The following is a 23,299-nucleotide window of genomic DNA, read 5'->3' as shown; positions in this document are numbered from 1 at the left end:
GTCCGAGAACTAGCGTGAAGGCGACTTTCGCTTAACACGAGTGAAACAAACGAGACACGGGGCGGTAACGGCGCAGGCATACCTTCGGCCTGATAGCCCGTGCCCCATGGGAGGTTCGCGTGTTCAACTCCGCCGACGACGTCCTGAAGTTCATCAAGGACGAAGGAGTGCAGTTCGTCGATGTCAGGTTCACCGACCTGCCGGGGACGACGCACCACTTCACGTTCCCTTCGGAGAACTTCGGAGCCGGCGTCTTCACCGACGGTCTCATGTTCGACGGCTCGTCGATCCGCGGTTTCCAGGCCATCCACGAGTCGGACATGCTGCTGCTGCCCGACCCGTCCACGGCCGTGCTCGACCCGTTCCGGCAGCACAAGACGCTCAACATCAACTTCTTCGTGCACGACCCGCTGACGGGCGAGGCCTACAGCCGCGACCCGCGCAACGTCGCCCGCAAGGCGGAGGAGTACCTCAAGGGCACCGGCATCGCCGACACCGTCTACTTCGGCCCCGAGGCCGAGTTCTACATCTTCGACGACGTGCGCTTCGAGACCAACGCGCACACCAGCTACTACCACATCGACTCGATCGAGGGTGCCTGGAACAGCGGCAAGGCCCAGGAGGGCGGCAACCTCGGTTACAAGCCGCGGTTCAAGGGCGGCTACTTCCCGGTCCCGCCGATGGACCACTTCACCGACCTGCGTTCGGAGATGGTGCGCCGCCTCATCGACGCGGGCATCGACGTCGAGATGCAGCACCACGAGGTGGGCACGGCCGGCCAGGCGGAGATCGACTTCCGGTTCAACACGCTGCTCAAGGCCGCCGACACCCTGATGCTGTACAAGTACATCGTCAAGAGCACGGCCCTGGAGCACGGCCACACGGTCACCTTCATGCCCAAGCCGATCTTCGGTGACAACGGCTCCGGCATGCACTGCCACCAGTCGCTCTGGAAGGACGGCGCGCCGCTCTTCTACGACGAGGTCGGCTACGCGGGCCTGTCCGACACCGCCCGCTACTACATCGGCGGCCTGCTCAAGCACGCCCCGTCGCTGCTGGCCTTCACCAACCCGACGGTGAACTCCTACCACCGCCTGGTGCCCGGCTACGAGGCCCCGGTCAACCTGGTCTACTCCCAGCGCAACCGCTCGGCGTGCATCCGCATCCCGATCACGGGCTCCAACCCGAAGGCCAAGCGCATCGAGTTCCGCGTCCCGGACCCGTCGTGCAACCCGTACTTCGCCTTCGCCGCCCAGCTGATGGCCGGCATCGACGGCATCCGCAACAAGATCGAGCCGGTCGAGCCGGTCGACAAGGACCTCTACGAGCTTCCCCCGGAGGAGGCCCGCAACATCCCGCAGGTCCCCGGTTCACTGACGGACGTGCTCGCGGCCCTGGAGGCCGACCACGAGTACCTGCTGGAGGGCGGCGTGTTCACGCCGGACCTGATCGAGACCTGGATCTCCTACAAGCGCGAGAACGAGATCGACCCGATCCGGCTGCGCCCGCACCCGCACGAGTTCGAGCTCTACTACGACGTCTGAGCCGCTGGCTTCTGACTTGGGTAAACGCCGGTCAGGAAACTAAGGCGTCTCGCGAAAGGCCGTCGACTGCCCCTCACAGGAGGGCACACTCGACGGCCTTTCGCATGTGCTCCTCTCTCGGCGGCACGAAGTGCGCGCAGGTGGTGAACCCGGCCGCCCGTGGCCCGGGATGGCCCTCCGCTACCGCGCACTCCCCGGCAAGGGCGTCATGTGGGGTCCGAAGTGATGAAGCAAACGGCAAGGCCGCCCGAGACCTCTCCCCCGTAGTCCGACCAGTCCGCGTCTCCCGCGTAGCGAGCCCAGTCCGCCTTGCTGAGCCGCGCGCTGGTGTGACCGTGGCAAGCCGCCTGCTCCGGATCAGCGACGACCTCGGCCAGATTCCTGAGATCCCACAGGGAGACCCCGCTGGGGCCGGCCGTCAGGGCGATGCCGCCATCGGCACTGAAAGCCACGGATTCAATCTCCCTCGCGTATCCCTTCAACGCGGCCAGCCGTGTCGGCCTGGACAGGTCGGAGAGGTCCCAGAGAATCGTGAAATCGCTCGGTCCGGCGAGCAGGGCGGTCTTCCCGTCGGGGGTCAAGGCCACGTCATACATGTAACCGAGGGGCACCTCGAACGCGGCCGTGCGAGCCGGACGCGACTGGTCATCGAGGTTCCAGACCTCGACCCGAGGCCCGTTCCCGACGAGGACGATACGCCCGTCCGCGCTCATCGCCGTCGCCACCATGGATCTCTCGGATCTCTCGGGCGGGGGCAGGTCGGCCGACTTGACTGGATGCGAGGGGTCGGCGAGGTCCCAGACCGTCACCGCGTCATCGTTGTCCACGGTGACGGCGGTCCGACCGTTCGCGCTGAGCCCGAGGCTGCGAATGGAGGAGGCATGCGCTCTCGTCACCGACAGGCGCGCTGGACGAGACCTGTCGGTCAGATTCCACACGGTCACGTCACCGGCGTCGTTGGCGATCACCGCCGTACGGCCGTCGTCTGACAACGCCAGCGCCCGCACGCTGCCGCTGTTCCTCTCACTTGCCAATGTGGCCGCCCGGATCGGCTTGGCCGGATCGGTGAGATCCCATACGAAGGTGGCGCCTTCGTCGCCGGTCAGCGCGGTCCGCCCGTCGAAGGACAGTGCCACCGCGTCCACGCCCTCCTTGTGGCCCTTCAAGGCGGCGGCCCGATCGGATTTCAGGATGACCTTGGGATCGAGCCAGGCCGTGAGGTCCCACACGCTCACCTCGTCGCCGTCACCGGTCAGAGCGAGCCGCCCGTCGCCGCTCAGTGCCACCTCGCTGGAGGCGTCCGGCGTGAGCTCCCTGCCGCGCTCCCAGACCAGCGTGTCGATCAGCCCCGCCCGGGTCTGCCCGTCAGAGTGGATCTTGACTGCGGCCACGCCGAGGTTCCGGGCCGTGCCTGGGGCGGCGTCGCGCAGGTCCGCGGCGTGCAGCGCGAGCCCATGAGCCAGTGCGATCCGTTCCTGAGCCGAGGCCCTGTCGTGCGCACGCTTCCACGCGAGTCCCGCGACGGCCAGGCAGACGGCCAGGAGCGCGGCGAGCACGATCGCGGACGTCCTCCAGCGGATGTCGCCGCGCGGATCCGCCTGCCGGGCTTCTGGCAGGTCATTCACTTCGGTCTCCGAACCGTCCGGCCCATATCGGAGCGCAGCATCCGATACTCCTCTGAGCCCAGCCGCACATGACCGCCCCCTTCTCCCGTTCGTCGGGAAGCGTAGCCACCCGCCTACGACCGAGGCATCCCTATTCATGGAGAATTTCGTAGGTAGTGATAGCTGCGGCCCGCTTTGCGGTGGAAAAGCTGTTTGGCATGTTCACCTGCCGGGCTACGCTGCTGATCGCGTTCTCATTGATCTTCCCGGAAGAGGTGCTTTTGGCAGGCGGGATGTCACACCCCGGATGGCACGGCTCATGACCCTTTTCGTCCATCTCACCGCGGCCAAGAAGGTCCGTTCGGTGCGGCGGGCCGGTATCCGCGCGCGGAGCCGGAACCATGACGGCCTGCCGGGAGTGTTCTGCCTGCCGATCCTCCCCTCCTACCAGCTCACTCACCAGTGGGTTCGCGAGCTGAAACGCGGTGGCCGACGCACCGTGATGGTGGCCGTCGACTTTCGGGTGCCCGATGACGAGCCGGTGTTCGTGGGTTACTTCTCCGGGGGACACGAGCGGCTCCCCAGCGCCGAGGCCGCGGCCCTGATCGCCGGGTGCGAGGACGCCCGAGGCTACGAGATCTTCATCCCACGGGCGATCACCGCCAAGGAGGTCCACCGCGTTCGCGGCGTGAACCAGGTGACCGGCTGGAGATACATGCCCAACGCCCACGGCAGGTTCCCCTGTCCGTGTCCCGGATGCATCCCGCGCGGTCAGTACGGTGGAGCGAAGATCCGCCAAGCGGCCGAGAGTCGCGGTTACTGAACGACCGTCTCGTCCACGCGCTCGGCAGGGGCGGTGTCGCCCCTGACGGCCAGGGCGGCCGGCGCACGGTCGTGAACGCCCGCCGGAGGCCGTGCCCTTCTACCTGGGAGAGAAGTCGAATTCGCCGTTCTTGACGCCGTCGACGAATGCCCGCCACTCGGTGCGGGTGTAGACGATCACCTCGGCGCCGGGACGACGACTGTGCCGTACCGCGACACGCCCGCTGCCATCGGCCAGCGGGCCGGCCTCGACGCACTGCCCGTTACTGTTGGCGCTCCTGGTGCTGATGTGCCAGGCGACGCCCGCCAGTTCCTCGGGGGTGATCATCATGTGCTACCTCTCGCTCGTTTGGCACGACCGATTGCGGTCCGGATGGCGGTCATAGACCCATCCGGGGTGAGCGCGGTGCTACGTAGGGAATCGTACGCTCGTGCGAAGATCTCGGCACCCTCCGCTTCGGTGTAGACGGCACCCCCTCTGGTCTCCACATAGGTCGCGTCGGAGTAAGGCTCCGGCATGACAAAGATCGTGAAAGAGCTCTCCAGGCAGGCATGCGCTCCGGCGGCGAACGGCAGGACCCGGACGGTCACGTTCGGTCTCGACATGGACTTGGCCAGGTGTTCCAGCTGGGCGCGCATCACCTTCGGGCCGCCGATCATGCGGTGCAGCACGGCCTCGTCGAGAACGATCTCTGTACTCGGAGCCGACTCGGCGTCGAGCACGCGCTGCCGGTCCATTCGGAAGTCCACCCAGCGCTCGATCTGCTCGCCAGGAGCGTTCGCGTCACCCGCCGCGATGACCGCCAGGGCGTAGTCCCGGGTCTGGAGAAGACCGGGGATGACCATCGCCTCGTAGGAGCGGATCCCCGTCGCACGGGTTTCGAGCCAGACGTGATCGAACATCCCACCGAGAGAGTCGGTGGCGTAGCCGTCCCACCAGCCCTTTCGCCAGATGTCACGGCTGAGCCGCTCTAGCCCGTCGCGGATCTTCTGGTCGCCGACGTCGTACAGGTTGAGGAGGGCCAGCACGTCGGACACCCTCGCCGGAATGATGCCGGACTCCAGTCGGCTGATGGTGGCGGCATCGCGCTGCAGGTAGTCACCGGCCTGCCTGAGCGTCAGCTTGGCCGACTCCCGGCACTCCTTGAGGCGTTTGCCGAGCCACTGCGCCCGCAACGTCGGTCCTCGTTTCGCGCCCATCGTCGTCTCCTTCGAGCTCGCGACACCCATGTCACTGATTCGATAAGGGGTGAATCGGGACAAGTCCCACAAGCTCTTCAGGCAAGCTTGCGTGCTCGTAAATTCGATGTCACGCTACCGAGGCATCGATGGTCACGCTATGCGTTTGATCAAAGACGCAGAGAAATCGAAGCGAGGCCGTCCAGCAGATCTCCACTCAGGTTCAGCACCGGAAGGGAGTACCAACATGGAGCAGCACGCTGGTTCCGACCAGCCATCCGCCTGCCATGACCCGGACTTCGGCGAGCGTTGCCCGTAGAGTGCGCACGCGAGTGCGCGCATGCCGCCCGATGCTCTCCCGCGCATGTTCGCCCTGGTCCAGGAGTTCGACGAGGACGACGAGAGGGATGGGCGCAGTTCGCCGGAGGTGGTGGCGTACGGGCTGGCGCTGCCGGACGGGACGGCGGCGACCGTCACCAGGAACGGGTACGGGTTCGGCCGCTGGACGAACGCCCACCGGGCCGCGCGCCGACTGGGCTCCGACCTGGTCTGGCTCGGCGAGAGCGCCGTCTGACCGGTCGGGAAAGATGCCCCGGACCACGCCTCCGGGGCATCGCGGTCGCGTGCGTGAAGGTGATGCGCAACGGCTGCGCGCCCCGGCCAACAGGTCGAACTCCTCGGCGTAGGTGCCAGGTGACCTCGTACGGTCCAGGGCGGTGCGCGGTCGGGTCCGCGGGTCGTTCGCGAAGGTGACCGGGCGAAGAGTCTCCCCGGAGCTTTCAAGAGACGCGCCAGACCGGGTTATTGGGCAAACTTGTCATGGCTTATATCAACAAGTCCGGCATCCACGCCATGGTGAAGACGGTGAAGGCCTACCCGTCCGGCACCCTGAGGACGACGGTCACCGGCACCGCCGACCACGTCGGCATGTGTTGACCGTCCCGGAGCCTTCGGTCAGCTTCGCGGGTCGGGTAGCGCGCGCAGATAGCCGGCCTCGACGATGCGGTCGGCCATGACCTTGTAGTCGGCAGGGTCGTCCGGGGTGAACGCGGCCAGGCCGTCCACGTACCGGTTGAACATGCAGAAGGCGGCCGCGATCAGGATCGCGTCGTGGATCTCCACGTCGGACGCCCCCACCGCCCTGGCCGCGGCCACCTGCTGGTCGGTGACCGTCTTTCCGCTCTGCTGTACGGCTCCCGCGATGTCCAGCAGCGCCTTCATCTTTTCGGAGATGGAGGCGTCCGCCGGATTGGCGCAGATGTCCTCGACCGGGGCCGTGCCCTCCGGCAGTTGCGCCTCGGCGAACGCGGCGTGCGAGGAGAAGCAGAACCGGCAGTCGTTCCGCGCGGACACGTAGGCCGCGATCAGCTCCCGCTCACCCCGGGACAGCGAGTTGTCGCCGCGCAAGAGCACCTCGGCCAGCTCACTCATCGGTCGCGCGGTCTGCGGCCGGTAGTGGAACAGGCCGGAGATGCCCGGATGATCGTTGCCCAGTGTGATGTGCGCCATGAAAGCTCCTCGGGGAGTGGGGATCGACACGCCTCAGACGCAGCGTGATCGATCGCCGCCATCCCGGGCAACTCCTTGGTTGCGGCGGTCCGCGGCTCGGCCACCGCCGCACCCGCACAGGACCACGAGGACCGGCACCATCGCAGTGGCGACGGGCCCGGCGCCGAACCCGCGCCTGCCCCCGGCCAGACCACCCAGCCGTCCGACCCCTCGGAAGCATCGGGTACGCCTCGACCGTCCAGGTCAGTGTGGCCGGGGAGAACCCGAGATCTCGCCGGACGAGCGGCGGCGCCACGGTGACGATACCGGCCATCCAAAACGATCATCGACATTCCCGTGCGGAGCACGGCGAGGGCGAGGAACGCACGTTGGAAGAACCGTGCCGCGGAGCCCGGTGTTACCTTGATCGTAATCCGGACGAGGGGGGCCATGGCCGTGTCCAGACCGAACCATCAGTCGCGCGCCGTTCGCGCGACGCTGGAGCAGGCCGGTGACCGATTCGCCCGCCTGCTGACCTCCGTCCCACCCCAGACGATGGCGACGCGCGACTGGACCGTCGCCGAGACCGGCGCGCACGTCGCGGCCATCGCCCACCTCTACACCGTCATCGTGCGCCAGGACGGCACCCCGCACCCGATGCCCGAGCTCACCGCGCCGATCGCGTCCACCAACGTGGACACCGTGGCCGACGTCAACGACCTCGCTCTGGCGTCCTACCCGGAGCGCGACCCGGCCGTGCTGGCCCGGCGGCTACGTGCCGACATCGGCGAGCTCCTGCGCGTGACCGAGCATCTGGACCCGGCGACGCCCATCCCCTGGCTCGGCGAGGCCCGCGTTCCGCTAACCGGGCTGCTCGCCCATCTGATCAACGAGATACACCAGCATGGCTGGGACATCGCCCGGAGCGGACGCGCACCGTGGACGATACCGGCGCGCGAGGCCGCGTTGTTCTTCGACCTGTTCCTCATCGGGGTGATCCGCGGGGATCACGGGCGGCTGCTGGACACGGCCGGGCCCAAGCGGTCCGGGCGCATCGCGGTCCGGTTCCACTCCCGGTACACCACCCCGGCGACGCTGGTGCTGCAGGACGGCCGGGTGCGGGTGGAGGAGTCGTCGGCTCGCACCGACGTCCACCTCGCCTTCGACCCACCAACGCTGAACCTGATGCTCTTCGGTCGCGTCAGCCGCCCGAAGGCCGTACTCACCGGCAAGATCGCCGCCTGGGGGCGACGTCTCTGGCTGCTTCCGCCGTTCCTGCGCGAAGTCCATCTGCCGGACAACCGGCGTCCGCGCCGTCACTACGCGACGCCCACCGGTGAATCGGCCGGGGCCTGACGACCGTCTCGGCCACACGCTCGGCAGAGGTGACGTCGCCACTGGCGGCCCGGACGGCCGGCGCACGGTCGTGGACGCCCGCCGGAGGCCGTGTCCTTTCACCTGGGGAAGGAGTCGAATCGGAAGTCCACCCGGCGCTCGATCTGCTCGCCGGGAGCGTTCGCGTCACCCGCCGCGATGACCGCCAGGGCATAGTCCCGAGTCTGACGAGGACGATGAGAGGGGCGGGCGCAGTTCGCCGGAGGTGGTGGCGTACGGGCTGGCGCTGCCGGACGGGACGGCGCGACCGTCACCAGGAACGGGTACGGGTTCGGCCGACAGTCGCCTACTGGTCATCGGTAACGAGGGCGCGCACCCCGCAGTCCTCACGATCAAGGACGGCCCCCCTCCTGCCGTTAGATCGCCGGCGAACGGGACAGAGGGGGTGGGGCCGGGCGGCAACGGGCCCGGCCGGAGATCACTACCTGGAGGTTGCGCATGCTTGCTCAGACCACCCGGAAGGCGGCGCTGGCCGCCGCGGCGACGGCGGCGCTCGTCGGCCTGGTCGGCGGTTGCGGGGGCGACGGTGACGACGACAGGGACGACGGCCCGGACGTGGTCAACACGACCGGACCCGCGGTGGACGACGACGGCGGTGTGGACGACGACGGGGACGGCAACTGATCACCGCGGAGGCGGCGCACGGCGTCGCCCGCTTCACCGCGACCCGCGTGCCCGGCACGCGGGTCGCGGCATGCCGGGCGCTTTCCACCTGCTCGCAAAAGCCCATCAAGGCGAGGGGACGCCCGGTGAGGGCCGCGGGACGTCCCGGGTGGCAGCGGCCCGGTGTCCTGACCGACGGATGATCCTGCGGGCAGCGACCGTCTGTCTCGACCAACGGTAGGTGCCGTTCAGCGTCGTGGAGCCTGCGGGCGGCGAGCAGCCGACGGGACTCGTACGGTCGCTGGTCGGCCGTGAAGGTGACCGGGCGGAGTCTCCCCGAAGTCTTCCTGAGACGCGCTGGGCCGGGTTTTTGGGCAGACTGGTCCTGACTTATGTGGATAAATCAGGCGAGGTGACGTGACAGAGGCCGGCCCTCACCGACTTCGCGATCTTCTCGGGCACCGGCGGCAGGCCACGGCGGCCGCGCTGCTGGGAATGCTCCTGCTGCTGAGCGCCTCGGTGCCGACCCTGCCGGTCGCCCTCAACCGGATCACCACCATCGCGTACGCGATCGAGGCCGGACGGCACCAGCCCGGCTGGCGGGGCGGCGGGATCCCGTACTCCTGGGGCGGCGGTCACAGCGAGAGGCCGGGCCCCTCCCTGGGCACCTGCCAGGGCTACACGGGGGCGATCCTGCCCTGCCCGGCCACCCGGACCCTCGGCCTGGACTGCTCCGGTCTCGCCCGCTGGGTCTACCACCTCGCCTACGGGCGCGACGTGCTGGGGCCCGGCAACACCGACGACCATGTGAAGCGGCTCAAGAGGATCCCCGCCGCCATGGCCAGGCCGGGAGACCTCGTCTTCTACGGCAAGATCGGCAAGCGTAAGGTCAGCACCCATCATGTCGGCGTCTACGTCGGCCAGGGCAAGATGATCAATGCACGGAGGACCGGGACCGAGGTGCGGATCGACCGCGTCGCGGCCCTCGACGACCTCGCCGGCTACTTCCGCTACGCGGGGGCCCTCTGAGCCGCCCCGAGAACGGGGCGCCAGGAGAACCGCACGGCAGGAACCGGGTAAGACATCAACCGTAGGAGAGACATGCGTCTGGGTGTCATGTTCGATCGCGACCTTCCCCCCGAGTCGCTCATCCCCTTCTGCCGCCACCTGGACGCGGCCGAGGTGGACGACGTCTGGGTGGTGGAGGATCTCGGCTGGACCGGGGCGATCTCGTCGGCCGCCACCGCGCTCGCCGTCACCGAGCACCTTCGGGTGGGCATCGGGATCACCCCGGCGCCGCTGCGCAACCCCGCCCTGCTGGCCATGGAGCTGGGCAACCTGGCCCGGCTGCACCCGGGCCGGCTCGCGGCCGGCATCGGGCACGGCGTCCAGGACTGGATGCGCCAGGTGGGCGCTCTCGCACCCTCGCCGCTGGCGCTGCTGGAGGAGACGATCACGGCGGTACGAGACCTGCTGCGCGGCGAGACGGTCACCATGGAGGGCAAGGCCGTACAACTCGACGGGGTGCGCCTGGTGCATCCCCCCGCCGTCGTGCCGCCGCTGCTGGCCGGGGTGCTGCGGCCCCGCTCACTGGAACTGTCCGGACGGGTGGCGCAGGGCACGATCCTGCCCGAGGGGGTCGGTGCCGGGAAGATCGAGGAGGCCCTCACGCTGACCGGCGGGGGCGATCACGAACTGGTGGTCTTCGTCAACCTCTACGTCGGCGACGACGCCGCGACGGTCACCGCGCTGGCCGAGGGTTCCGCCGAGTTCCTGAAGATCCCCCCGGGCGAGGTGGTGATGGCGGCGGGGTCCGCCGAAGAGGCCGCCGACCAGGTCAGGTCACTGTGGGAGGCGGGTGCCCGCACCGTCGTGGTCCGCCCGTTCGGACCCGACCCGCTCCCCCAGGTCGACCTGCTGCTGGCCGAGCTCCGCTAGGGACGGTCGCACCGGGCACCGAACAGCGGCGCGACGGGGCTAGGAACGGTTGCCCCGGACGCCGGTCAGGCGGCGCAGCACGTCCCACCAGAACGAGGCGCCGAACAGCAGCGCCACCATGGTGAGCAGGTACCCCGGCCAGTGGCCGGGGGTGACGAGCCGGTCCCACCAGGCTCCGCCGTTCCAGTGGAAGGAAGGATCGTCGGAGCCGTCGGGGGGGATCGTGACGCTCACGATCGCATGGTCGAAGATCTTGACCAGCGCCGGGGAGCTGAGGGACTCGGTCACGCACTGGTACGGCTCGGCGAGGCCGGGCTCGGCACCGGCGCACTTGTCCCTCAGCGCGGCGTACGCCTCCCCGCCGCCGCCCGCGATGGCGGACACCCCCGCCCGGTAGGCGTTGTCGCGCAGCAGGGTCTTGCCGTACTCCAGCGCGTCCATGCTGAACAGCAGGGTCAGCACCACCCCCAGGACGAACACCACCCACCTGACGTAGCGGGCGTAGAGCGTGGAAAGGCGCTGCATCTCCCCGTTGAACCAGTCCTCGACGCCCTGCCGGAACTTCTGCGCGTCCCGCTGTGCCCCCTGCCAGACGCCCTTGAGGTGGCCCGCGAGAGGGCTGCGGATGGCCTCCAGCTTGGCCAGCAGGCCGTCGATCCCGCCCTCCTCCGCGGCGACCAGTTCCATCACGGCGCCGGAGAACCGCTCGGGCGGGATGTTCGCGATGCTGGTGCGGGTGCCCTTGGGGTGGTCGATCTCCTGGAGCCGCTCGTACAGCCGCGTGGTCATGTCGACCGGCGGCGCGGGCCGCTCCGCGAGGTCTCCCGGCGCCTCGGGAACGCCCTCCGAGGGAACGCCGCCCGAGGGAACGCCGCCCGAGGGAACAGCGCCTGAGGAGACAGCGTCCGAGGAGACAGCGTCCGAGGACGCGCCCCCCTCGGCCGCCGGGGCCTCGACGGGGTCGACCCGCAGCGGCTCGACCACCGCGGGCGCCGGATCCGGACTGTGCGCCGGGCGCGGATCGTCACTGGAGAAGGGCAGCTTCGCGAAGACGTCGGCTACCTTCGACGGGATCCACGACCTGCCGCCCTCAGGGCCGTCCAGGGTGTCCCTGAGGTAGGCCCAGAGGAACTTGCTGCGGATCCCGAGCAGCCGTACGAAGGCCTCGTTGATCCCGCTCACCAGGAGCGACAGGAGCAGGAAGGCCAAGATCAGCCCGATGGCCAGATCAATGTAAACGGATATCAAAAGGATCACCCGGACCGTTGATACACGCCCGCCCCGGGCGGCGCAACGCGATCACCGAAAACGGGCCGGTTTTCGTGACCTCACGATCCGCGCCGGACGGGTCAGCCCTCGTAGAAGACGCGCTCCACGACCCGGCGGGCCCGGCGGGTGGCGCGGCGGTAGTCGTCCACGAAGTCCTCCGTACCGTCGGGCGGGTAGCCGAGGGCACGGGCGATGAGCATGCGCTCGCGGGCGTCCACCGGGACCGTGTCCGAGGCCCGGCCCCGGACCGCGACGATGGCGTCGCGGATGCGCGAGGCGAACCGCCATGCCTTGGCGAGCACCGCCTCGTCGGCCTCAGCGAGCAGCCCCTCGGCGACCGCCGCGCTCAGCGCCTCCAGGGTGCGGGTGGTCCGCAGCGCCGGGAGGCGCCCGGCGTGGCGGAGCTGGATGAGCTGGGCCACCCACTCCACATCGGACAGCCCGCCGGGGCCGAGCTTGGTGTGCAGGGCGGGATCGGTGCCGCGCGGGAGGCGTTCGGCCTCCATCCGGGCCTTGAGCCTGCGGATCTCCACCACCGCCGCCTCGGAGATGCCCTCCGGCGGATAGCGCAGCGGGTCGGCCAGGTGCAGCAGGCCGACACCGAGCTCGGCGTCCCCGGCGGAGAAGCGGGCGCGCAGCAGCGCCTGCGACTCCCACGGCGAGGACCACCGCTCGTAGTAGGCGGCGTACGAGGCCAGGGTGCGGACCAGTGGCCCGGCCTTGCCCTCGGGACGCAGGCCGGGGTCGATGAGCAGCGGCGGGTCGGGGGCGGGCAGGGACAGCAGCCGGCGCAGCTCGTTGGCCACCTCGAACGCCATCTCGGTGGCCTCGCGCTCGGCCACCCCCTCCAGCGGCGAGTGCACGAACATCACGTCGGCGTCACTGCCGTAGGAGGACTCGATCCCGCCCAGGCGGCCCATCGCGATCACCGCGAACTTGGTGCCCAGCGGGCTACGGCGTTCCATCTCGACCTTGTCGATCGCGGCGTCGAGCGCGGCCTGGATCGTCACGTCGTTGAGCCCGGACAGCGTCCGGCCGACCTCCTCGATGTCGATGAGCCCGGAGAGGTCGGCGACGGCGGTGCGGAGCAGTTCCCTGCGGCGCAGCCCTCGGACCGCGGCCACCGCGCCCTCGGCGTCCCCCGGATGACGGGCGACCACGGTCCGCGCCTCCGACAGCAGCGCCTCGGCGGGCCTGGGGGCCAGTTCGGTGTCCGAGCCGAGCATCGCGACCGACTCCGGTGCGTTCATCAGCAGTCCCGTCACGTAACGGCTGGTACCGAGCATCCGGGCCAGCTGCGAGGCCACCGCGGTCTCGTCGCGCAGCAGTCGCAGGTACCACGGGGTGGAGCCGAGCTTGTCGGAGACCTGGCGGAAGCCGAGCAGGCCGGCGTCGGGGTCGGGGGCGTCGGCGAACCAGCCGAGCATGACCGGAAGGAGGGTGCGCTGGATCGCGGCACGACGGGAGACCCCCGTGGTCAGCGCGCTGATGTGGCGCAGCGCCCCGGCCGGGTCCTTGTAGCCGAGCGCCTCCAGGCGGGCCTTGGCCGCGGTGGTGGAGAGCCGGTCCTCGGACTCGGGCAGCCGGGCCACCGCCTGCAGCAGCGGCCGGTAGAACAGCTTCTCGTGCAGGCGCCGTGCCTCCATGGCGTGCCGCCGCCACCTGGTGGTGAACTCTCCCACCGGGTCGGCGGTCATGCCCAGGCTCCTGCCGAGGCGGCGCAGGTCGGCGTTTCCCTCGGGCACCACATGCGTGCGGCGGAGCCGGTGCAGCTGGATGAGGTGCTCGACCTGGCGCAGGAAGGTGTACGCCTCGGCGAGTGCCTTGGCGTCGTCCCTGCCCACGTAGCCGCCGCGGGAGAGGGCGGCGAGCGCGGGAAGCGTGGCACGGCGGCGCAGCAGCGGGTCGAGACGGCCGTGGACGAGCTGGAGCAGCTGCACCGCGAACTCGATGTCGCGCAGCCCGCCCGGCCCGAGCTTGAGCTGGCGCTCCGCCTCGCCACCGCGGACGTGGTCCTCCACCCGGCGGCGCATGGCCTGCACGTCCTCGACGAACTTGTCCCGGGTGGCGGCCTGCCAGACCATCTCGTTCACCGCGGCGACGTACTGCTCGCCGAGTTCGGTGTCACCCGCGACCGGCCGCGCCTTCAGCAGTGCCTGGAACTCCCACGTCTTGGCCCAGCGCCGGTAGTAGGCCAGGTGGCTGGCGAGGGTGCGGACCAGCGGCCCGGCCTTGCCCTCGGGGCGCAGCGCCGCGTCGACCTCCCACAGCGCCCCCTCCGGGGTGCTGGTCGAACAGGCGCGCATCATGCCCTGGGCCAGCCGGGTGGCGAGCTTGATGGCCCCGTGCTCGTCGAGGGAGTCGTCGGCGCCCTCTCTCGGCTCGGCCACGAAGACGACGTCGACGTCGCTGATGTAGTTGAGCTCGCGTGCCCCGCACTTGCCCATGCCGATGACGGCCAGCCGCACCGCCCCCGCCTCCGGGTGCTCCGACCTGGCGACGGCGAGCCCCGCCTCCAGCGCGGCCCCGGCCAGGTCGGACAGCTCGGCGGTCACCTCCGACAGCGAGACGGCCCCGGTGACGTCGCGCGCGGCGAGGTGGAGCAGGCGGCCCCGGTAGGCGACGCGCAGCGCCGAGAGGGTGTCGGTGGAGGCGTCCGCGGCCCTCGGCTCGGGGTCGTCGGGCTCGGCGCCGACCGCGAGCAGCAGTTCCGCGCGGAGTTCCCCCTCGCCCGGGCGCCCCATCGCCGACGCCCCGCCGAGCAGGCGCCAGTGCTCCGGGTGCCTGACGACATGGTCGCCGAGCGCGGCGCTGACGCCGAAGACGCCGAGCAACCGGTCTCGCAGCCCAGAGTCCGCTCGGAGCGCTCCAAGCACGCTGGGGTCCTGCTCGGCCAGCCGGTTCAGCGAGGTGAGCGCCAGGTCGGGATCGGCCGCGGCGACCAGCGAGGTCAGCAGGTCGATGTCTCCGAAGGCCTCCGGCCCCAATTCGTCGAGCAGCCGCTCGGCCCTGGCCCCGTCGGCGAAGCCGAGCCTGGCCAGACGCCCGGCGGTCGTCTGCATCCGGGGCACGGTCTCCACCGACCCTCCATGGTCCTCGATCACAGGCACGGGTGCCCTTCCTCAATCCTTACCCCGAGCGATCAAAGGTGCACGCCCCTCGCGGTCGCGTCGGCCTCGGCGCGCACCTTGGGCATTCGGAGCGTCGCCGCACAGGTTAATCCCGAAACTGTGCGCCGTCGTTAGCGGATTCGGAACGTAATCGCTCGGTCACGCGGTTTGGACGGCGGTGGCGAATCGCTCGGCGAGCGGCTTCCAGGCGGCGACGAGCCGCTCTCTGGCCTCCTTCACCTGCGCGTTGAGCTCCTCGACCGGGTGACCCAGGTCGGTCAGCCGGTCGGCCGAGCCGGCTGTCCAGCCGGCGAAGATCTCCGGGGTGGCCTCGGGGTGGAACTGCACCGCCCAGGCGTTCTCCCCCAGCCGGTACGCCTGGTTGGGGTAGGGGTCGCCGGTGGCCAGCGGCACCGCGCCCGCGGGGAGCCGCGTGATCGCGTCGCGGTGGTACTGGACGGCGGGGGAGGTGGCGAGACCGGCGAACAGCGGGTCCGCCCCGGCGGCCGGCAGCGGGACGACCTCGGTCGCGCCGACCTCCAGCCCGTGCTCTCCGCGCTCGACGGCGCCGCCGCAGGCGAGCGTCATGAGCTGGGCGCCCAGGCAGATCCCCAGGGTGGGCACGCCCGCCTCGACACAGCCGCGGATCAGGTCTCGGGTGGCGGGCAGCCAGGGATACTGCTCGTCCTCCCAGGCCGCCGCCTCGCCGCCGAGGACGATCAGCCCGTCGGCGGCCCGCTCGGGCACGGCCTCACCCAGGTAGGGCCGGACAATCTCGCAGGCGACCCCGGCTCCGGACAGCCAGTCGGCGAGGAACCCGAGGCCCGCGTCCGCCTCGTGCTCGATGACGGTAATTCTCATACGGCAATTATGGGCTGAAATGTGGATAAGCCCCGCGCGGGAGTGGACGCAGGAGACCGGGACCTCCCGAAAGGATGCCGGCCTTGAGCGGAGGCACCCGCCGCCGTCCTCCCGGTGACCTGGCCGTGGCCGCCACCGGATACATTGCCGAGGCACGCGGCACCGGGCCGCCTTCTCCCCTTCGCCGGAAGGCAGAGGTATCCGTACTTGAGGAGAGCCGATGAATCCCGTCCTGAGTGATGTCGAGGTCCCCGGCGGCGCGCTGCGCGTCGCCAGGTTCGGAACCGGGCCGCGCGTGATCGTGGCCGTACACGGCATCACCGCCTCGCTCATGTCATGGACCGGCGTCGCCCGCAGGCTGCCCGCCGACTGGTCGCTGGTCGCGATGGACCTGCGCGGCCGGGGCCACAGCGCCGGGCTCCCCGGCCCGTACGGTCTGGCCAGGCACGCCGAGGACGTGAACCTCGTCGCCCGGTCCGTGGGCGCGGAGTCCGACATCGTGCTCACCGGCCACTCGATGGGCGCCTACGTCACCGCGCTCGCCGCGGCGGGCCACGACTACGCCAGGGTCGTGCTGGTCGACGGCGGCCTCCCGCTGCCGATGCCTCCCGGCGCGGACCCCAACGCGGTCATCGAGGCCATACTCGGGCCCGCCGTCGCCCGGCTGGAGCAGACCTTCCCGAGCGTCGACGCGTACGTGGACTTCTTCAAGGCCCACCCGGCCTTCGTCGACGCGTGGACCGAGGAGGCGGAGGAGTACGTCCGCTACGACGCCTCGGGACCGGAAGGCGCGGTGCGCTCGCGGGTACGGCAGGAGCCGGTCCGCGAGGACGGCCGGTGGATGCTCACCGAGGACGAGGCGATCGGTGCCGCGCTGTCGGCGATCACCTCACCCCTGTCGCTGCTGCGTGCCCCCCGGGGACTGCTGAACCAGCCGGTCGGCATGTTGCCCGACGAGCTCGCCGCCGCGTGGACCGCGCGGCTGCCCTCGCTGAAGGACGAGGTGGTCGAGGACTGCAACCACTACACGATCCTCTTCGACGACCGCTGCGCCTCGCTGATCGCCGAGCGCCTCACCCGCTGACCGCGGGGAACGCACGGGCGGGCACCGGCGTCAGGCGGTCCTGGTCACCCGGCGGGCGGCCAGCCGTCCGGCGTCGGGCCAGCGGACGTCGGTGGCCCAGCCCGCCCGCTCCAGCAGCCAGATCAGCCGGGCGCTCGGGTCGACCTGGCCGCGCAGGACACCGTGCCTGGCACAGGTGGGGTCGGCATGGTGCAGGTTGTGCCACGCCTCTCCCAGCGAGACCACCGCGAGCCACCACACGTTGCGGGAGCGGTCCCTGACGGAGAACTCCTCCCTGCCGAACGTGTGGCAGATCGAGTTGATCGACCAGGTCACGTGGTGCAGGACGAAGACGCGTACCGGACCGCCCCAGAAACCCGCGGTGAGCGCGGCCTGCCAGGAGCCACCCCACAGTCCCCCGGCCAGCGCGGGCAGGCCCACCGAGAGCAGCACGACCGGCACGTAGGCCAGGTTGTGCGAGAGGAATCTGATCGGCCGGTCGGCGAGGAGGTCGGGGCAGAAACGCCGCCTGGAGGTCTGCTCGGGACTGAACAGCCAGCCGACATGGGCGTGGAAGAGTCCCCTGGACAGCCCGGTGAATCCGGGCCCGAAGCGCCACGGCGAGTGCGGGTCGCCGTCCCTGTCGGCGTACTTGTGGTGCCGGCGGTGGTCGGCCACCCAGCGGATCACCGGGCCCTGCAACGACATGCCCCCGGCGATCGCCAGCACCACCCGGAGCCAGGCGGGGGCCTGGAACGAGCGGTGGGTGAAGTGCCGGTGGTAGCCGACGGTGACGCCGAACCCGGTGACGAGGTACATCACCGCGGCGATGACCACGTCCCGCCACCCGAGCCCCCACCCCCAGGCGAAGGGCACGGCGGCCAGGACGGCGAGGAAGGGGGCGACGACGAACAGGACGATCAGGAGGCGTTCGAACCACGGCACGGGCCGGTCGGCGAGGTCCTGCGGCGCGACGGCGGAGGAGTATGCCATGCCTGCCGAAGCTAATCGCCCGCCGCGCGGAAAGCTCGACGCCTCAGGGCGATTTATCACCTCGCGCTTGTCAGCCCGATGACAATCTCCACGGGTGTGGCCCGGTGCGGTGGATCACAGATCTTCGCCGGGCCTCCCCGAGACGGCGTGCCGCCTGTCTCGGGGTGTTCCGCGATCGCCCGCGCCAGGCCCTGTCCGGTGGATCCCGCCGAGGCGGGGAACCGCCCGACGGGCCACGGCGGGCAGGGATTCCGGGGGCGGGACCTAGGCGGGAGCGATCCAGACGGCCTTGGCGGCGGCGACCAGGGTGCCGTCGGTCTCGTAGATGGCGCTCTCCCCGAAGAGCTTGCGTCCCTCGCGGCCACTGGCGCGGGCGACGACGGAGTAGGTGCCGCCGGGGTAGATCCGGCGGCGCAGCCGCGCGGTCAGCCGGCCGAGCAGGGCGAACTCGCCCGGCTTGAAGTGCGCCCAGCCGGTGGGGCAGTCGAGGGCTGCCCAGACGATCGCGTCGGGGACGGCGCCGTCCTCGTCGGTGACGGTCATCGGGACCCGCCAGCCGGCGGCGATCAGGCCGGTGCCGGAGACCGGGCCGGGGAAGATCCGCAGGCCGTCACCGGGATCGCGCATGCCGCACGCGAAGCAGCCGGGGAAGGCGTGTTCGACGAGGCCGGCGAAGCCGCCCTCGGCCCGCGCCGCCTCGTTGAAGGGCACGAAGGCCGGTACGTCGAACTCCTCGGTGACCGTGATGGCCTCGACGAGGAGCCTCTCACCGTCGGTGAGGGTCGTGGTGTTGGCGAGGTGGCGCAGGGACAGCTCGGTGTCCAGTGGCGTGGGCGCGTGCAGCGTGACCTCGACGGCCGAGTCGTGCCGGGCGCCGTGCAACGCCTCGGAGACCGTGCCCGCGATCCATCCGCCGTTCGCGGACCCCTCGGGACCGCGGAAACGCGCCGGAACGGTCAGCACGGTCTGCAGCTCGGCAGCCGTCGTCATGCCGCACCTCCTGTCGCCTTTAGGGCGATTTATCCTCAAAAACAACGGTATTCGGACTGGCCGATTTTACCGGACTGCTTGTACATACAGCCAACTCGGGGTCGATGACGCCTCGATTAGCAGCGGGTAACACCGGTATGACGTTCGGCGGGCGGCGTCGGATTACCTGTCCCCGAGAGATGTCGGCACACCACCGGCGACCGTACGGCACGGTTCGCGCGGTCGTCGTCGGCGCGACGGGAGCCCTGCCGCCCGCCGCGCCGGAAACGCGGAGGCGACTAGAGGACCGGCAGGTAGCGGCCGAGCTCGAATTCGGTGACCTGGCGGCGGTATTCGTTCCACTCGGCGCGCTTGTTGCGCAGGAAGTAGTCGAAGACGTGCTCGCCGAGGGTCTCGGCGACGAGCTCGCTGCGCTCCATGACCGCGATGGCCTCGTCCAGCGACTGGGGCAGCGGCTGGATGCCCAGCGCCCTGCGCTCGGCCGAGGTCAGCGCCCAGACGTCGTCCTCGGCGCCGGGGGGCATCTCGTACCCCTCCTCGATTCCCCTCAGACCGGCCGCCAGGATCACGGCGAAGGCCAGGTAGGGGTTGCAGGCGGAGTCGAGCGAGCGGAACTCGATGCGGGTCGAGCCGCCCTTGTGCGGCTTGTACATCGGCACCCGGACCAGGGCCGAGCGGTTGTTGTGGCCCCAGGAGATGTAGCTCGGGGCCTCGCCGCCGGCTCCGGCGATCGCCTCGGCGCCGCCCCAGAGCCGCTTGTAGGAGTTGACCCACTGGTTGCAGACCGCGGTGATCTCGGCGGCGTGCACCAGCAGACCCCCTATGAAGGAGCGGCCGATCTTGGAGAGCTGGTAGTCGGCGCCCGGCTCGTAGAAGGCGTTACGGTCGCCCTCGAAGAGCGACATGTGGGTGTGCATGCCGGAGCCGGGATGCTCGGTGAAGGGCTTGGGCATGAAGCTCGCCCAGATGCCCTGCTCCAGCGCGACCTCCTTCATGACCAGGCGGAAGGTCATGATGTTGTCGGCGGTGGTGAGCGCGTCGGCGTAGCGCAGGTCGATCTCCTGCTGGCCCGGACCGCCCTCGTGGTGGCTGTACTCGACGGAGATGCCCATCGACTCCAGCATCATGATCGCGTTACGCCGGAAGTCGTGGCCGGAGCTGTGCGGGGTGTGGTCGAAGTAGCCGCCGTCGTCGATCGGCTCGGGCCGCTCACCGCCCTCGGGCCGGTTCTTCAACAGGAAGAACTCGATCTCCGGGTGGGTGTAGAAACTGAAGCCCATGTCGGAGGCCTTCGACAGGGTGCGCTTGAGCACCCAGCGCGGGTCCGCGTGTGAGGGCGAGCCGTCCGGCATGAGGATGTCGCAGAACATCCGGGCCGCGCCCGGCGTCTCGCTGCGCCACGGAAGGATCTGGAAGGTCGACGGGTCGGGCTTGGCGAGCATGTCCGACTCGTAGACCCGGGCGAAGCCCTCGATCGCCGAGCCGTCGAAGCCGATGCCCTCGGCGAAGGCTCCCTCAAGTTCGGCCGGGGCGATGGCCACCGACTTCAGGAACCCGAGCACGTCGGTGAACCACAGCCGGATGAACCGGATGTCGCGCTCCTCAAGGGTGCGGAGAACGAACTCCTGCTGGCGGTCCAAGGCTTCTCCTTCATTGCCGACGTGCTGCGACACGCCTGGTGGTCTATCAGTTTGCCCGCTAAGTGTTTCGCACACGTTACGAGGAAGAACAGTGAGATGCGCGTCGCGCCTCCGCGCGACAGGCCCCGTCCCCTCTTACAGTGTGCGACCGGAGTCGCTGGAGGTTCGATCCGGGGGGAAACGATGACGCGCACCGAAGTTCACGAACCACCGTACGCGGTCTCGCCACCGGTCAGGCTCACCGAACGCCTCGCGGCGTTGACGATGCCCTGCCCCGTCCACCCGTCGATACACCTGGTCGAGGCCGCCGCGTCCGACTGGGCCCGGGCGGCCGGGCTGGCCCCGGCCCCCGCCGCCTCCTGGCTGGCCGGGCGGGCGTTCGCCCGCTGCGAAACCCGCGCGGTCACGCTGCTCGCCCGCTGGCTGACCTGGGGGGCGCGGCTGCGCGAGGAGCCCGCGGCGCTCACCCCGGTCCTCGCCGTGGCCGGGGGCGGCGAGCCGGGCACGGCACCGCTGACGCGGGCCTTCGCCGATCTCTGGGGAGCCTGCGCCCCCAGGATGAGTGACGCGTGGCGCGAGCGCTTCACCGCCGGACTGGCCACCGGCGTGCCCGCGAACGCCTTCGGCCGCCTGCCGCTGGACCTGGTGGAGCCCTGCTACGGGGTGGAGGTGCCCGCCCCGGTGCGGCGGAGCCCGCGCTGGCGGACGCTCGTCGAGGCGAGCGGCGACGTGACCGCCTGGTGCGCGGAGGCGGCGGCCGAACAGGACGGCGCGCCAGGCGCGTTCCTGGAACGCTCCAGTCAGGAGGCGGAGGAGTCGGTGATCGACCGCGTGGCCGCCCGGATGGAGGAGTTGTGGACGGCGGCCCGCGCGATCCCGGCGCTCACCGAACGGCACGGTCTCGGCCTCGCCGCCTCCCAGGACGTGACGCGGGTGGCATGTGCTTTCTTGACCATCCCGAAGGCTTATCTGGAGTGGCTCCTGGAAAGGCCCCGCTATCGTCACTTAGGGTAACAGTTCGAGTCCATCAAGTGACGACGGAGTAAACGATGAGCACCAGGCTCCTCAACCGCAAGCTCGACCGTGCCTTCGAGCACATGGACGTCGACGGCAGCGGATCGATCGGGCGCGAGGACCTTCTCGGCCTCGGAGCCCGGATCCTCGTCGGCTTCGGTGAGTCGCCGACCTCCCCGGCCGGCAGCAGGCTCGAGCAGGGCTTCGAGGGGATCTGGCGGACGCTGGCCGCGGAGATCGACACCGACGGCGACCGTGCGATCTCAGCGGAGGAGTTCCGCGCCGGCATGACCTCCGCGTTCGTCGAGGGCGACCGGTTCGACGCGGTCTTCGGGCCCGCAGCCGAGGCGGTGGCCTGGCTGTGCGACCCCGACGGCGACGGCGTCGTCGGGCCGGACGAGTTCTGGGTCATGATGGCCGCGTTCGGCACCTCCCGCGAGGATGTGACGGCCGCCTTCCAGCGGCTCGACGGCGACGGCGACGGCGCGGTGTCCGTGGGCGAACTGGTCGAGGCGACCCGGCAGTTCTACACGAGCGCCGATCCGGACGTGGCCGGCAACTGGCTGTTCGGTCCGCTGTAGTGGCTCTCACCCCAACGTTCGGCGATCCCCTGACCTTTCCCCGACCCCACTCACAGCCCTTGTCGCACTCCCTGCATCCATCCCCCGCACCTGTCATGCGTCCCTTCGCCGCCCCGCCCCCCGGGACCGCGGGATGTCCGGAGCCGCCATCCCCCTCCGGGGTGGCCGCGGCTTCGCTGCTCCCCCTCGCCGAGCTCGTACCGGCGATGTCCGCACCGTGCCGGATGCATCCCTCGGTCGACCTGATCGGCGCCGGACTCGCCGGCTGGGCTCGCGAGACCGGGCTGGAGGCTCCCCCGCGCGCCGGGTTCGAGCGGATGGCGGGCCGGGCCTTCGCCGGGTTCGGCGTGGAGGCGGCGCTGCTGTTCGCCAAATGGCTGACCTGGCTGTTCCATTTCGACGACGAGTGGGACGAGAAGCCCGCCGGGCGCGCGGCCGAGATCGTGGAGACCACCTTCGCCAGGCTCGACCTCGTCGCGCGCGCTCCCGTCCACGCCTCCTCGCCCGTCGAGATCGCCTTCGCCGACCTCTGGAAGATCACCGCGGGGCGGATGAGCACCCGGTGGCGGCACCGGTTCCTGGCGGGGCTGGCCGCGCAGGGCGAGGCGTGCCGCGTCGAGGCCGAGAACCGGTGCGCGGGCCGGGTGCCCTCCCCCGCGGAGTATCCGCGGCTGCGGCGGGGCACCGCGGGCCCCTACCTGTTCGACCTGGTGGAGCCATGCCTGGGGGTGGAGGTGCCCGCGGGGCTGCGCGAGAGCACGACGTGGCGGACGCTGGTGGACGCCTGCAACGACGTCACCGCGTGGTGCAACGACGTCGCCTCGCACCACAAGGAGCGGGCCAACGGCGACGTGCACAACTACGTGACGGTCGCCGCGACCGCGTTCGGGCTCTCCGACGGCGCCGCCGTCACCTGGGTGAACGACCGGATCGCCGTCCGCGCCGAGGATCTGCGGATCTCCGCGCGCCGGCTGCCGGCGCTGTTCGACCGGTTCGAGCTGTCGACCGGCCAGGCCAGGGAGGTCAGCAAGGTCGCGTGCGCGTTCCTCGCGGCGCCGAGGGCGCAGCTGGAATGGCTCCTGGAGTCCAGCCGGTACGACGTGCCGTGACCGGCCCCCGCGGACCCACACCCCCGCGACCCCCCGCGGGAGGGGGCCCGGGGTACGGCCCGCCCGGGAAAGATAGAGCGTGAGGACGCGACCGGC

The 23,299-nt window shown here is 70.4% G+C and carries 21 protein-coding genes; 11 read left to right on the top strand and 10 right to left on the bottom strand.

From position 1 onward, the window contains the following. The first annotated feature begins 119 nt into the window (after positions 1-119). On the top strand, positions 120-1,544 hold the full coding sequence (gene glnA, locus AB0J58_RS30150) for a type I glutamate--ammonia ligase (protein ID WP_343963892.1): 1,425 nt from the start codon (positions 120-122) through the stop codon (positions 1,542-1,544). Between the two features lie 206 nt (positions 1,545-1,750). Here glnA and AB0J58_RS30145 read toward each other — a convergent pair whose 3' ends face one another. Continuing rightward, positions 1,751-3,169, bottom strand: coding sequence for a hypothetical protein (locus AB0J58_RS30145; protein ID WP_364221972.1), 1,419 nt, complete (start codon positions 3,167-3,169; stop codon positions 1,751-1,753). 298 nt (positions 3,170-3,467) lie between these two features. Here AB0J58_RS30145 and AB0J58_RS30140 point away from each other — a divergent pair, with 298 nt between their 5' ends. After that, positions 3,468-3,971 (top strand): hypothetical protein, encoded by a 504-nt coding sequence (locus AB0J58_RS30140; RefSeq protein WP_364221969.1) that lies wholly within the window; start codon positions 3,468-3,470, stop codon positions 3,969-3,971. 99 nt (positions 3,972-4,070) lie between these two features. On the opposite strand, the gene AB0J58_RS30135 is transcribed toward AB0J58_RS30140, so the two are convergent. Both AB0J58_RS30135 and AB0J58_RS30130 read right to left on the bottom strand, forming a co-directional pair. Continuing rightward, positions 4,071-4,298: a DUF397 domain-containing protein gene (locus tag AB0J58_RS30135; RefSeq protein WP_364222037.1), complete on the bottom strand. Its 228-nt coding sequence runs from the start codon at positions 4,296-4,298 to the stop codon at positions 4,071-4,073. After that, a complete protein-coding gene (locus AB0J58_RS30130; protein WP_364221966.1) occupies positions 4,298-5,170 on the bottom strand; it encodes a helix-turn-helix transcriptional regulator in 873 nt (290 codons plus the stop codon). The genes AB0J58_RS30135 and AB0J58_RS30130 overlap by 1 nt, the downstream gene beginning before the upstream one ends. A 343-nt stretch (positions 5,171-5,513) precedes the next feature. Between AB0J58_RS30130 and AB0J58_RS30125 the strand changes: the two genes are divergently transcribed. After that, positions 5,514-5,723, top strand: coding sequence for a hypothetical protein (locus AB0J58_RS30125; RefSeq protein ID WP_364221963.1), 210 nt, complete (start codon positions 5,514-5,516; stop codon positions 5,721-5,723). Positions 5,724-6,103: 380 nt separating this feature from the next. On the opposite strand, the gene AB0J58_RS30120 is transcribed toward AB0J58_RS30125, so the two are convergent. Beyond that, positions 6,104-6,658 carry a peroxidase-related enzyme gene (locus tag AB0J58_RS30120; RefSeq protein ID WP_364221960.1) on the bottom strand — a complete coding sequence of 185 codons (555 nt, stop codon included), beginning with the start codon at positions 6,656-6,658 and terminating at the stop codon, positions 6,104-6,106. A gap of 429 nt (positions 6,659-7,087) precedes the next feature. On the opposite strand from AB0J58_RS30120, the gene AB0J58_RS30115 reads away from it, so the two are divergent. From AB0J58_RS30115 to AB0J58_RS30100, 4 genes are all read left to right on the top strand, one after another. Beyond that, on the top strand, positions 7,088-7,993 hold the full coding sequence (locus AB0J58_RS30115) for a maleylpyruvate isomerase N-terminal domain-containing protein (RefSeq protein WP_364221957.1): 906 nt from the start codon (positions 7,088-7,090) through the stop codon (positions 7,991-7,993). A gap of 477 nt (positions 7,994-8,470) precedes the next feature. Beyond that, on the top strand, positions 8,471-8,656 hold the full coding sequence (locus AB0J58_RS30110; RefSeq protein ID WP_364221954.1) for a hypothetical protein: 186 nt from the start codon (positions 8,471-8,473) through the stop codon (positions 8,654-8,656). A gap of 396 nt (positions 8,657-9,052) precedes the next feature. After that, entirely contained in the window at positions 9,053-9,664 is a 612-nt protein-coding gene (locus AB0J58_RS30105; RefSeq protein ID WP_364221951.1) for an NlpC/P60 family protein, read from the top strand. Positions 9,665-9,736: 72 nt separating this feature from the next. Further along, positions 9,737-10,573, top strand: a complete 837-nt coding sequence (locus AB0J58_RS30100) for an LLM class flavin-dependent oxidoreductase (RefSeq protein WP_364221949.1) — start codon at positions 9,737-9,739, stop codon at positions 10,571-10,573. A gap of 39 nt (positions 10,574-10,612) precedes the next feature. Here the strand turns inward: AB0J58_RS30100 and AB0J58_RS30095 are convergent, their stop codons facing one another. The 3 genes from AB0J58_RS30095 to AB0J58_RS30085 all read right to left on the bottom strand — a co-directional run bounded on the left by AB0J58_RS30095 (position 10,613) and on the right by AB0J58_RS30085 (position 15,813). Then, the gene (locus AB0J58_RS30095; protein WP_364221946.1) at positions 10,613-11,821 is read right to left on the bottom strand and encodes a hypothetical protein; all 1,209 of its coding nucleotides are present in this window, start codon (positions 11,819-11,821) and stop codon (positions 10,613-10,615) included. A 101-nt stretch (positions 11,822-11,922) separates the two neighbouring features. Continuing rightward, a complete protein-coding gene (locus tag AB0J58_RS30090) occupies positions 11,923-14,904 on the bottom strand; it encodes a bifunctional [glutamine synthetase] adenylyltransferase/[glutamine synthetase]-adenylyl-L-tyrosine phosphorylase (protein WP_364222034.1) in 2,982 nt (993 codons plus the stop codon). A gap of 207 nt (positions 14,905-15,111) precedes the next feature. After that, positions 15,112-15,813 carry a type 1 glutamine amidotransferase gene (locus tag AB0J58_RS30085; protein WP_364221943.1) on the bottom strand — a complete coding sequence of 234 codons (702 nt, stop codon included), beginning with the start codon at positions 15,811-15,813 and terminating at the stop codon, positions 15,112-15,114. Positions 15,814-16,033: 220 nt separating this feature from the next. On the opposite strand from AB0J58_RS30085, the gene AB0J58_RS30080 reads away from it, so the two are divergent. Beyond that, on the top strand, positions 16,034-16,897 hold the full coding sequence (locus AB0J58_RS30080; protein ID WP_364221940.1) for an alpha/beta hydrolase: 864 nt from the start codon (positions 16,034-16,036) through the stop codon (positions 16,895-16,897). 30 nt (positions 16,898-16,927) lie between these two features. Here AB0J58_RS30080 and AB0J58_RS30075 read toward each other — a convergent pair whose 3' ends face one another. The 3 genes from AB0J58_RS30075 to AB0J58_RS30065 form a co-directional block, all read right to left on the bottom strand. Further along, on the bottom strand, positions 16,928-17,869 hold the full coding sequence (locus AB0J58_RS30075; protein WP_364221937.1) for an acyl-CoA desaturase: 942 nt from the start codon (positions 17,867-17,869) through the stop codon (positions 16,928-16,930). 264 nt (positions 17,870-18,133) lie between these two features. Next, on the bottom strand, positions 18,134-18,859 hold the full coding sequence (locus AB0J58_RS30070; RefSeq protein ID WP_364221934.1) for a hypothetical protein: 726 nt from the start codon (positions 18,857-18,859) through the stop codon (positions 18,134-18,136). 278 nt (positions 18,860-19,137) lie between these two features. Continuing rightward, positions 19,138-20,499: a glutamine synthetase family protein gene (locus AB0J58_RS30065; protein ID WP_343963924.1), complete on the bottom strand. Its 1,362-nt coding sequence runs from the start codon at positions 20,497-20,499 to the stop codon at positions 19,138-19,140. Between the two features lie 183 nt (positions 20,500-20,682). Between AB0J58_RS30065 and AB0J58_RS30060 the strand changes: the two genes are divergently transcribed. The 3 genes from AB0J58_RS30060 (at position 20,683) to AB0J58_RS30050 (ending at position 23,203) form a co-directional block, all read left to right on the top strand. Then, on the top strand, positions 20,683-21,513 hold the full coding sequence (locus AB0J58_RS30060) for a terpene synthase family protein (protein WP_364221931.1): 831 nt from the start codon (positions 20,683-20,685) through the stop codon (positions 21,511-21,513). A gap of 35 nt (positions 21,514-21,548) precedes the next feature. Then, a complete protein-coding gene (locus AB0J58_RS30055) occupies positions 21,549-22,094 on the top strand; it encodes an EF-hand domain-containing protein (protein ID WP_364221928.1) in 546 nt (181 codons plus the stop codon). Between the two features lie 161 nt (positions 22,095-22,255). Then, the gene (locus tag AB0J58_RS30050) at positions 22,256-23,203 is read left to right on the top strand and encodes a terpene synthase family protein (RefSeq protein ID WP_364221925.1); all 948 of its coding nucleotides are present in this window, start codon (positions 22,256-22,258) and stop codon (positions 23,201-23,203) included. Positions 23,204-23,299: the final 96 nt, after the last annotated feature.

It is taken from the genome of Streptosporangium sp. NPDC049644 (genome assembly GCF_040675205.1).
Lineage (GTDB): Bacteria > Actinomycetota > Actinomycetes > Streptosporangiales > Streptosporangiaceae > Streptosporangium > Streptosporangium fukuiense.
This window is presented reverse-complemented; position numbering and strand designations above follow the sequence as displayed.

Bases quoted from the DNA above. Each gene is read 5' to 3' on its own strand.
- AB0J58_RS30120 (WP_364221960.1), bottom strand. From the start codon at position 6,658: ATGGCGCACATCACACTGGGCAACGATCATCCGGGCATCTCCGGCCTG.
- AB0J58_RS30125 (WP_364221963.1), top strand. From the start codon at position 5,514: ATGTTCGCCCTGGTCCAGGAGTTCGACGAGGACGACGAGAGGGATGGG.
- AB0J58_RS30140 (WP_364221969.1), top strand. From the start codon at position 3,468: ATGACCCTTTTCGTCCATCTCACCGCGGCCAAGAAGGTCCGTTCGGTG.
- AB0J58_RS30070 (WP_364221934.1), bottom strand. From the start codon at position 18,859: ATGACGACGGCTGCCGAGCTGCAGACCGTGCTGACCGTTCCGGCGCGT.
- AB0J58_RS30130 (WP_364221966.1), bottom strand. From the start codon at position 5,170: ATGGGCGCGAAACGAGGACCGACGTTGCGGGCGCAGTGGCTCGGCAAA.
- AB0J58_RS30055 (WP_364221928.1), top strand. From the start codon at position 21,549: ATGAGCACCAGGCTCCTCAACCGCAAGCTCGACCGTGCCTTCGAGCAC.
- AB0J58_RS30085 (WP_364221943.1), bottom strand. From the start codon at position 15,813: ATGAGAATTACCGTCATCGAGCACGAGGCGGACGCGGGCCTCGGGTTC.
- AB0J58_RS30075 (WP_364221937.1), bottom strand. From the start codon at position 17,869: ATGGCATACTCCTCCGCCGTCGCGCCGCAGGACCTCGCCGACCGGCCC.
- AB0J58_RS30090 (WP_364222034.1), bottom strand. From the start codon at position 14,904: ATGCAGACGACCGCCGGGCGTCTGGCCAGGCTCGGCTTCGCCGACGGG.
- AB0J58_RS30100 (WP_364221949.1), top strand. From the start codon at position 9,737: ATGCGTCTGGGTGTCATGTTCGATCGCGACCTTCCCCCCGAGTCGCTC.
- AB0J58_RS30060 (WP_364221931.1), top strand. From the start codon at position 20,683: ATGACGCGCACCGAAGTTCACGAACCACCGTACGCGGTCTCGCCACCG.
- AB0J58_RS30110 (WP_364221954.1), top strand. From the start codon at position 8,471: ATGCTTGCTCAGACCACCCGGAAGGCGGCGCTGGCCGCCGCGGCGACG.
- AB0J58_RS30080 (WP_364221940.1), top strand. From the start codon at position 16,034: ATGAATCCCGTCCTGAGTGATGTCGAGGTCCCCGGCGGCGCGCTGCGC.
- AB0J58_RS30115 (WP_364221957.1), top strand. From the start codon at position 7,088: ATGGCCGTGTCCAGACCGAACCATCAGTCGCGCGCCGTTCGCGCGACG.
- AB0J58_RS30135 (WP_364222037.1), bottom strand. From the start codon at position 4,298: ATGATCACCCCCGAGGAACTGGCGGGCGTCGCCTGGCACATCAGCACC.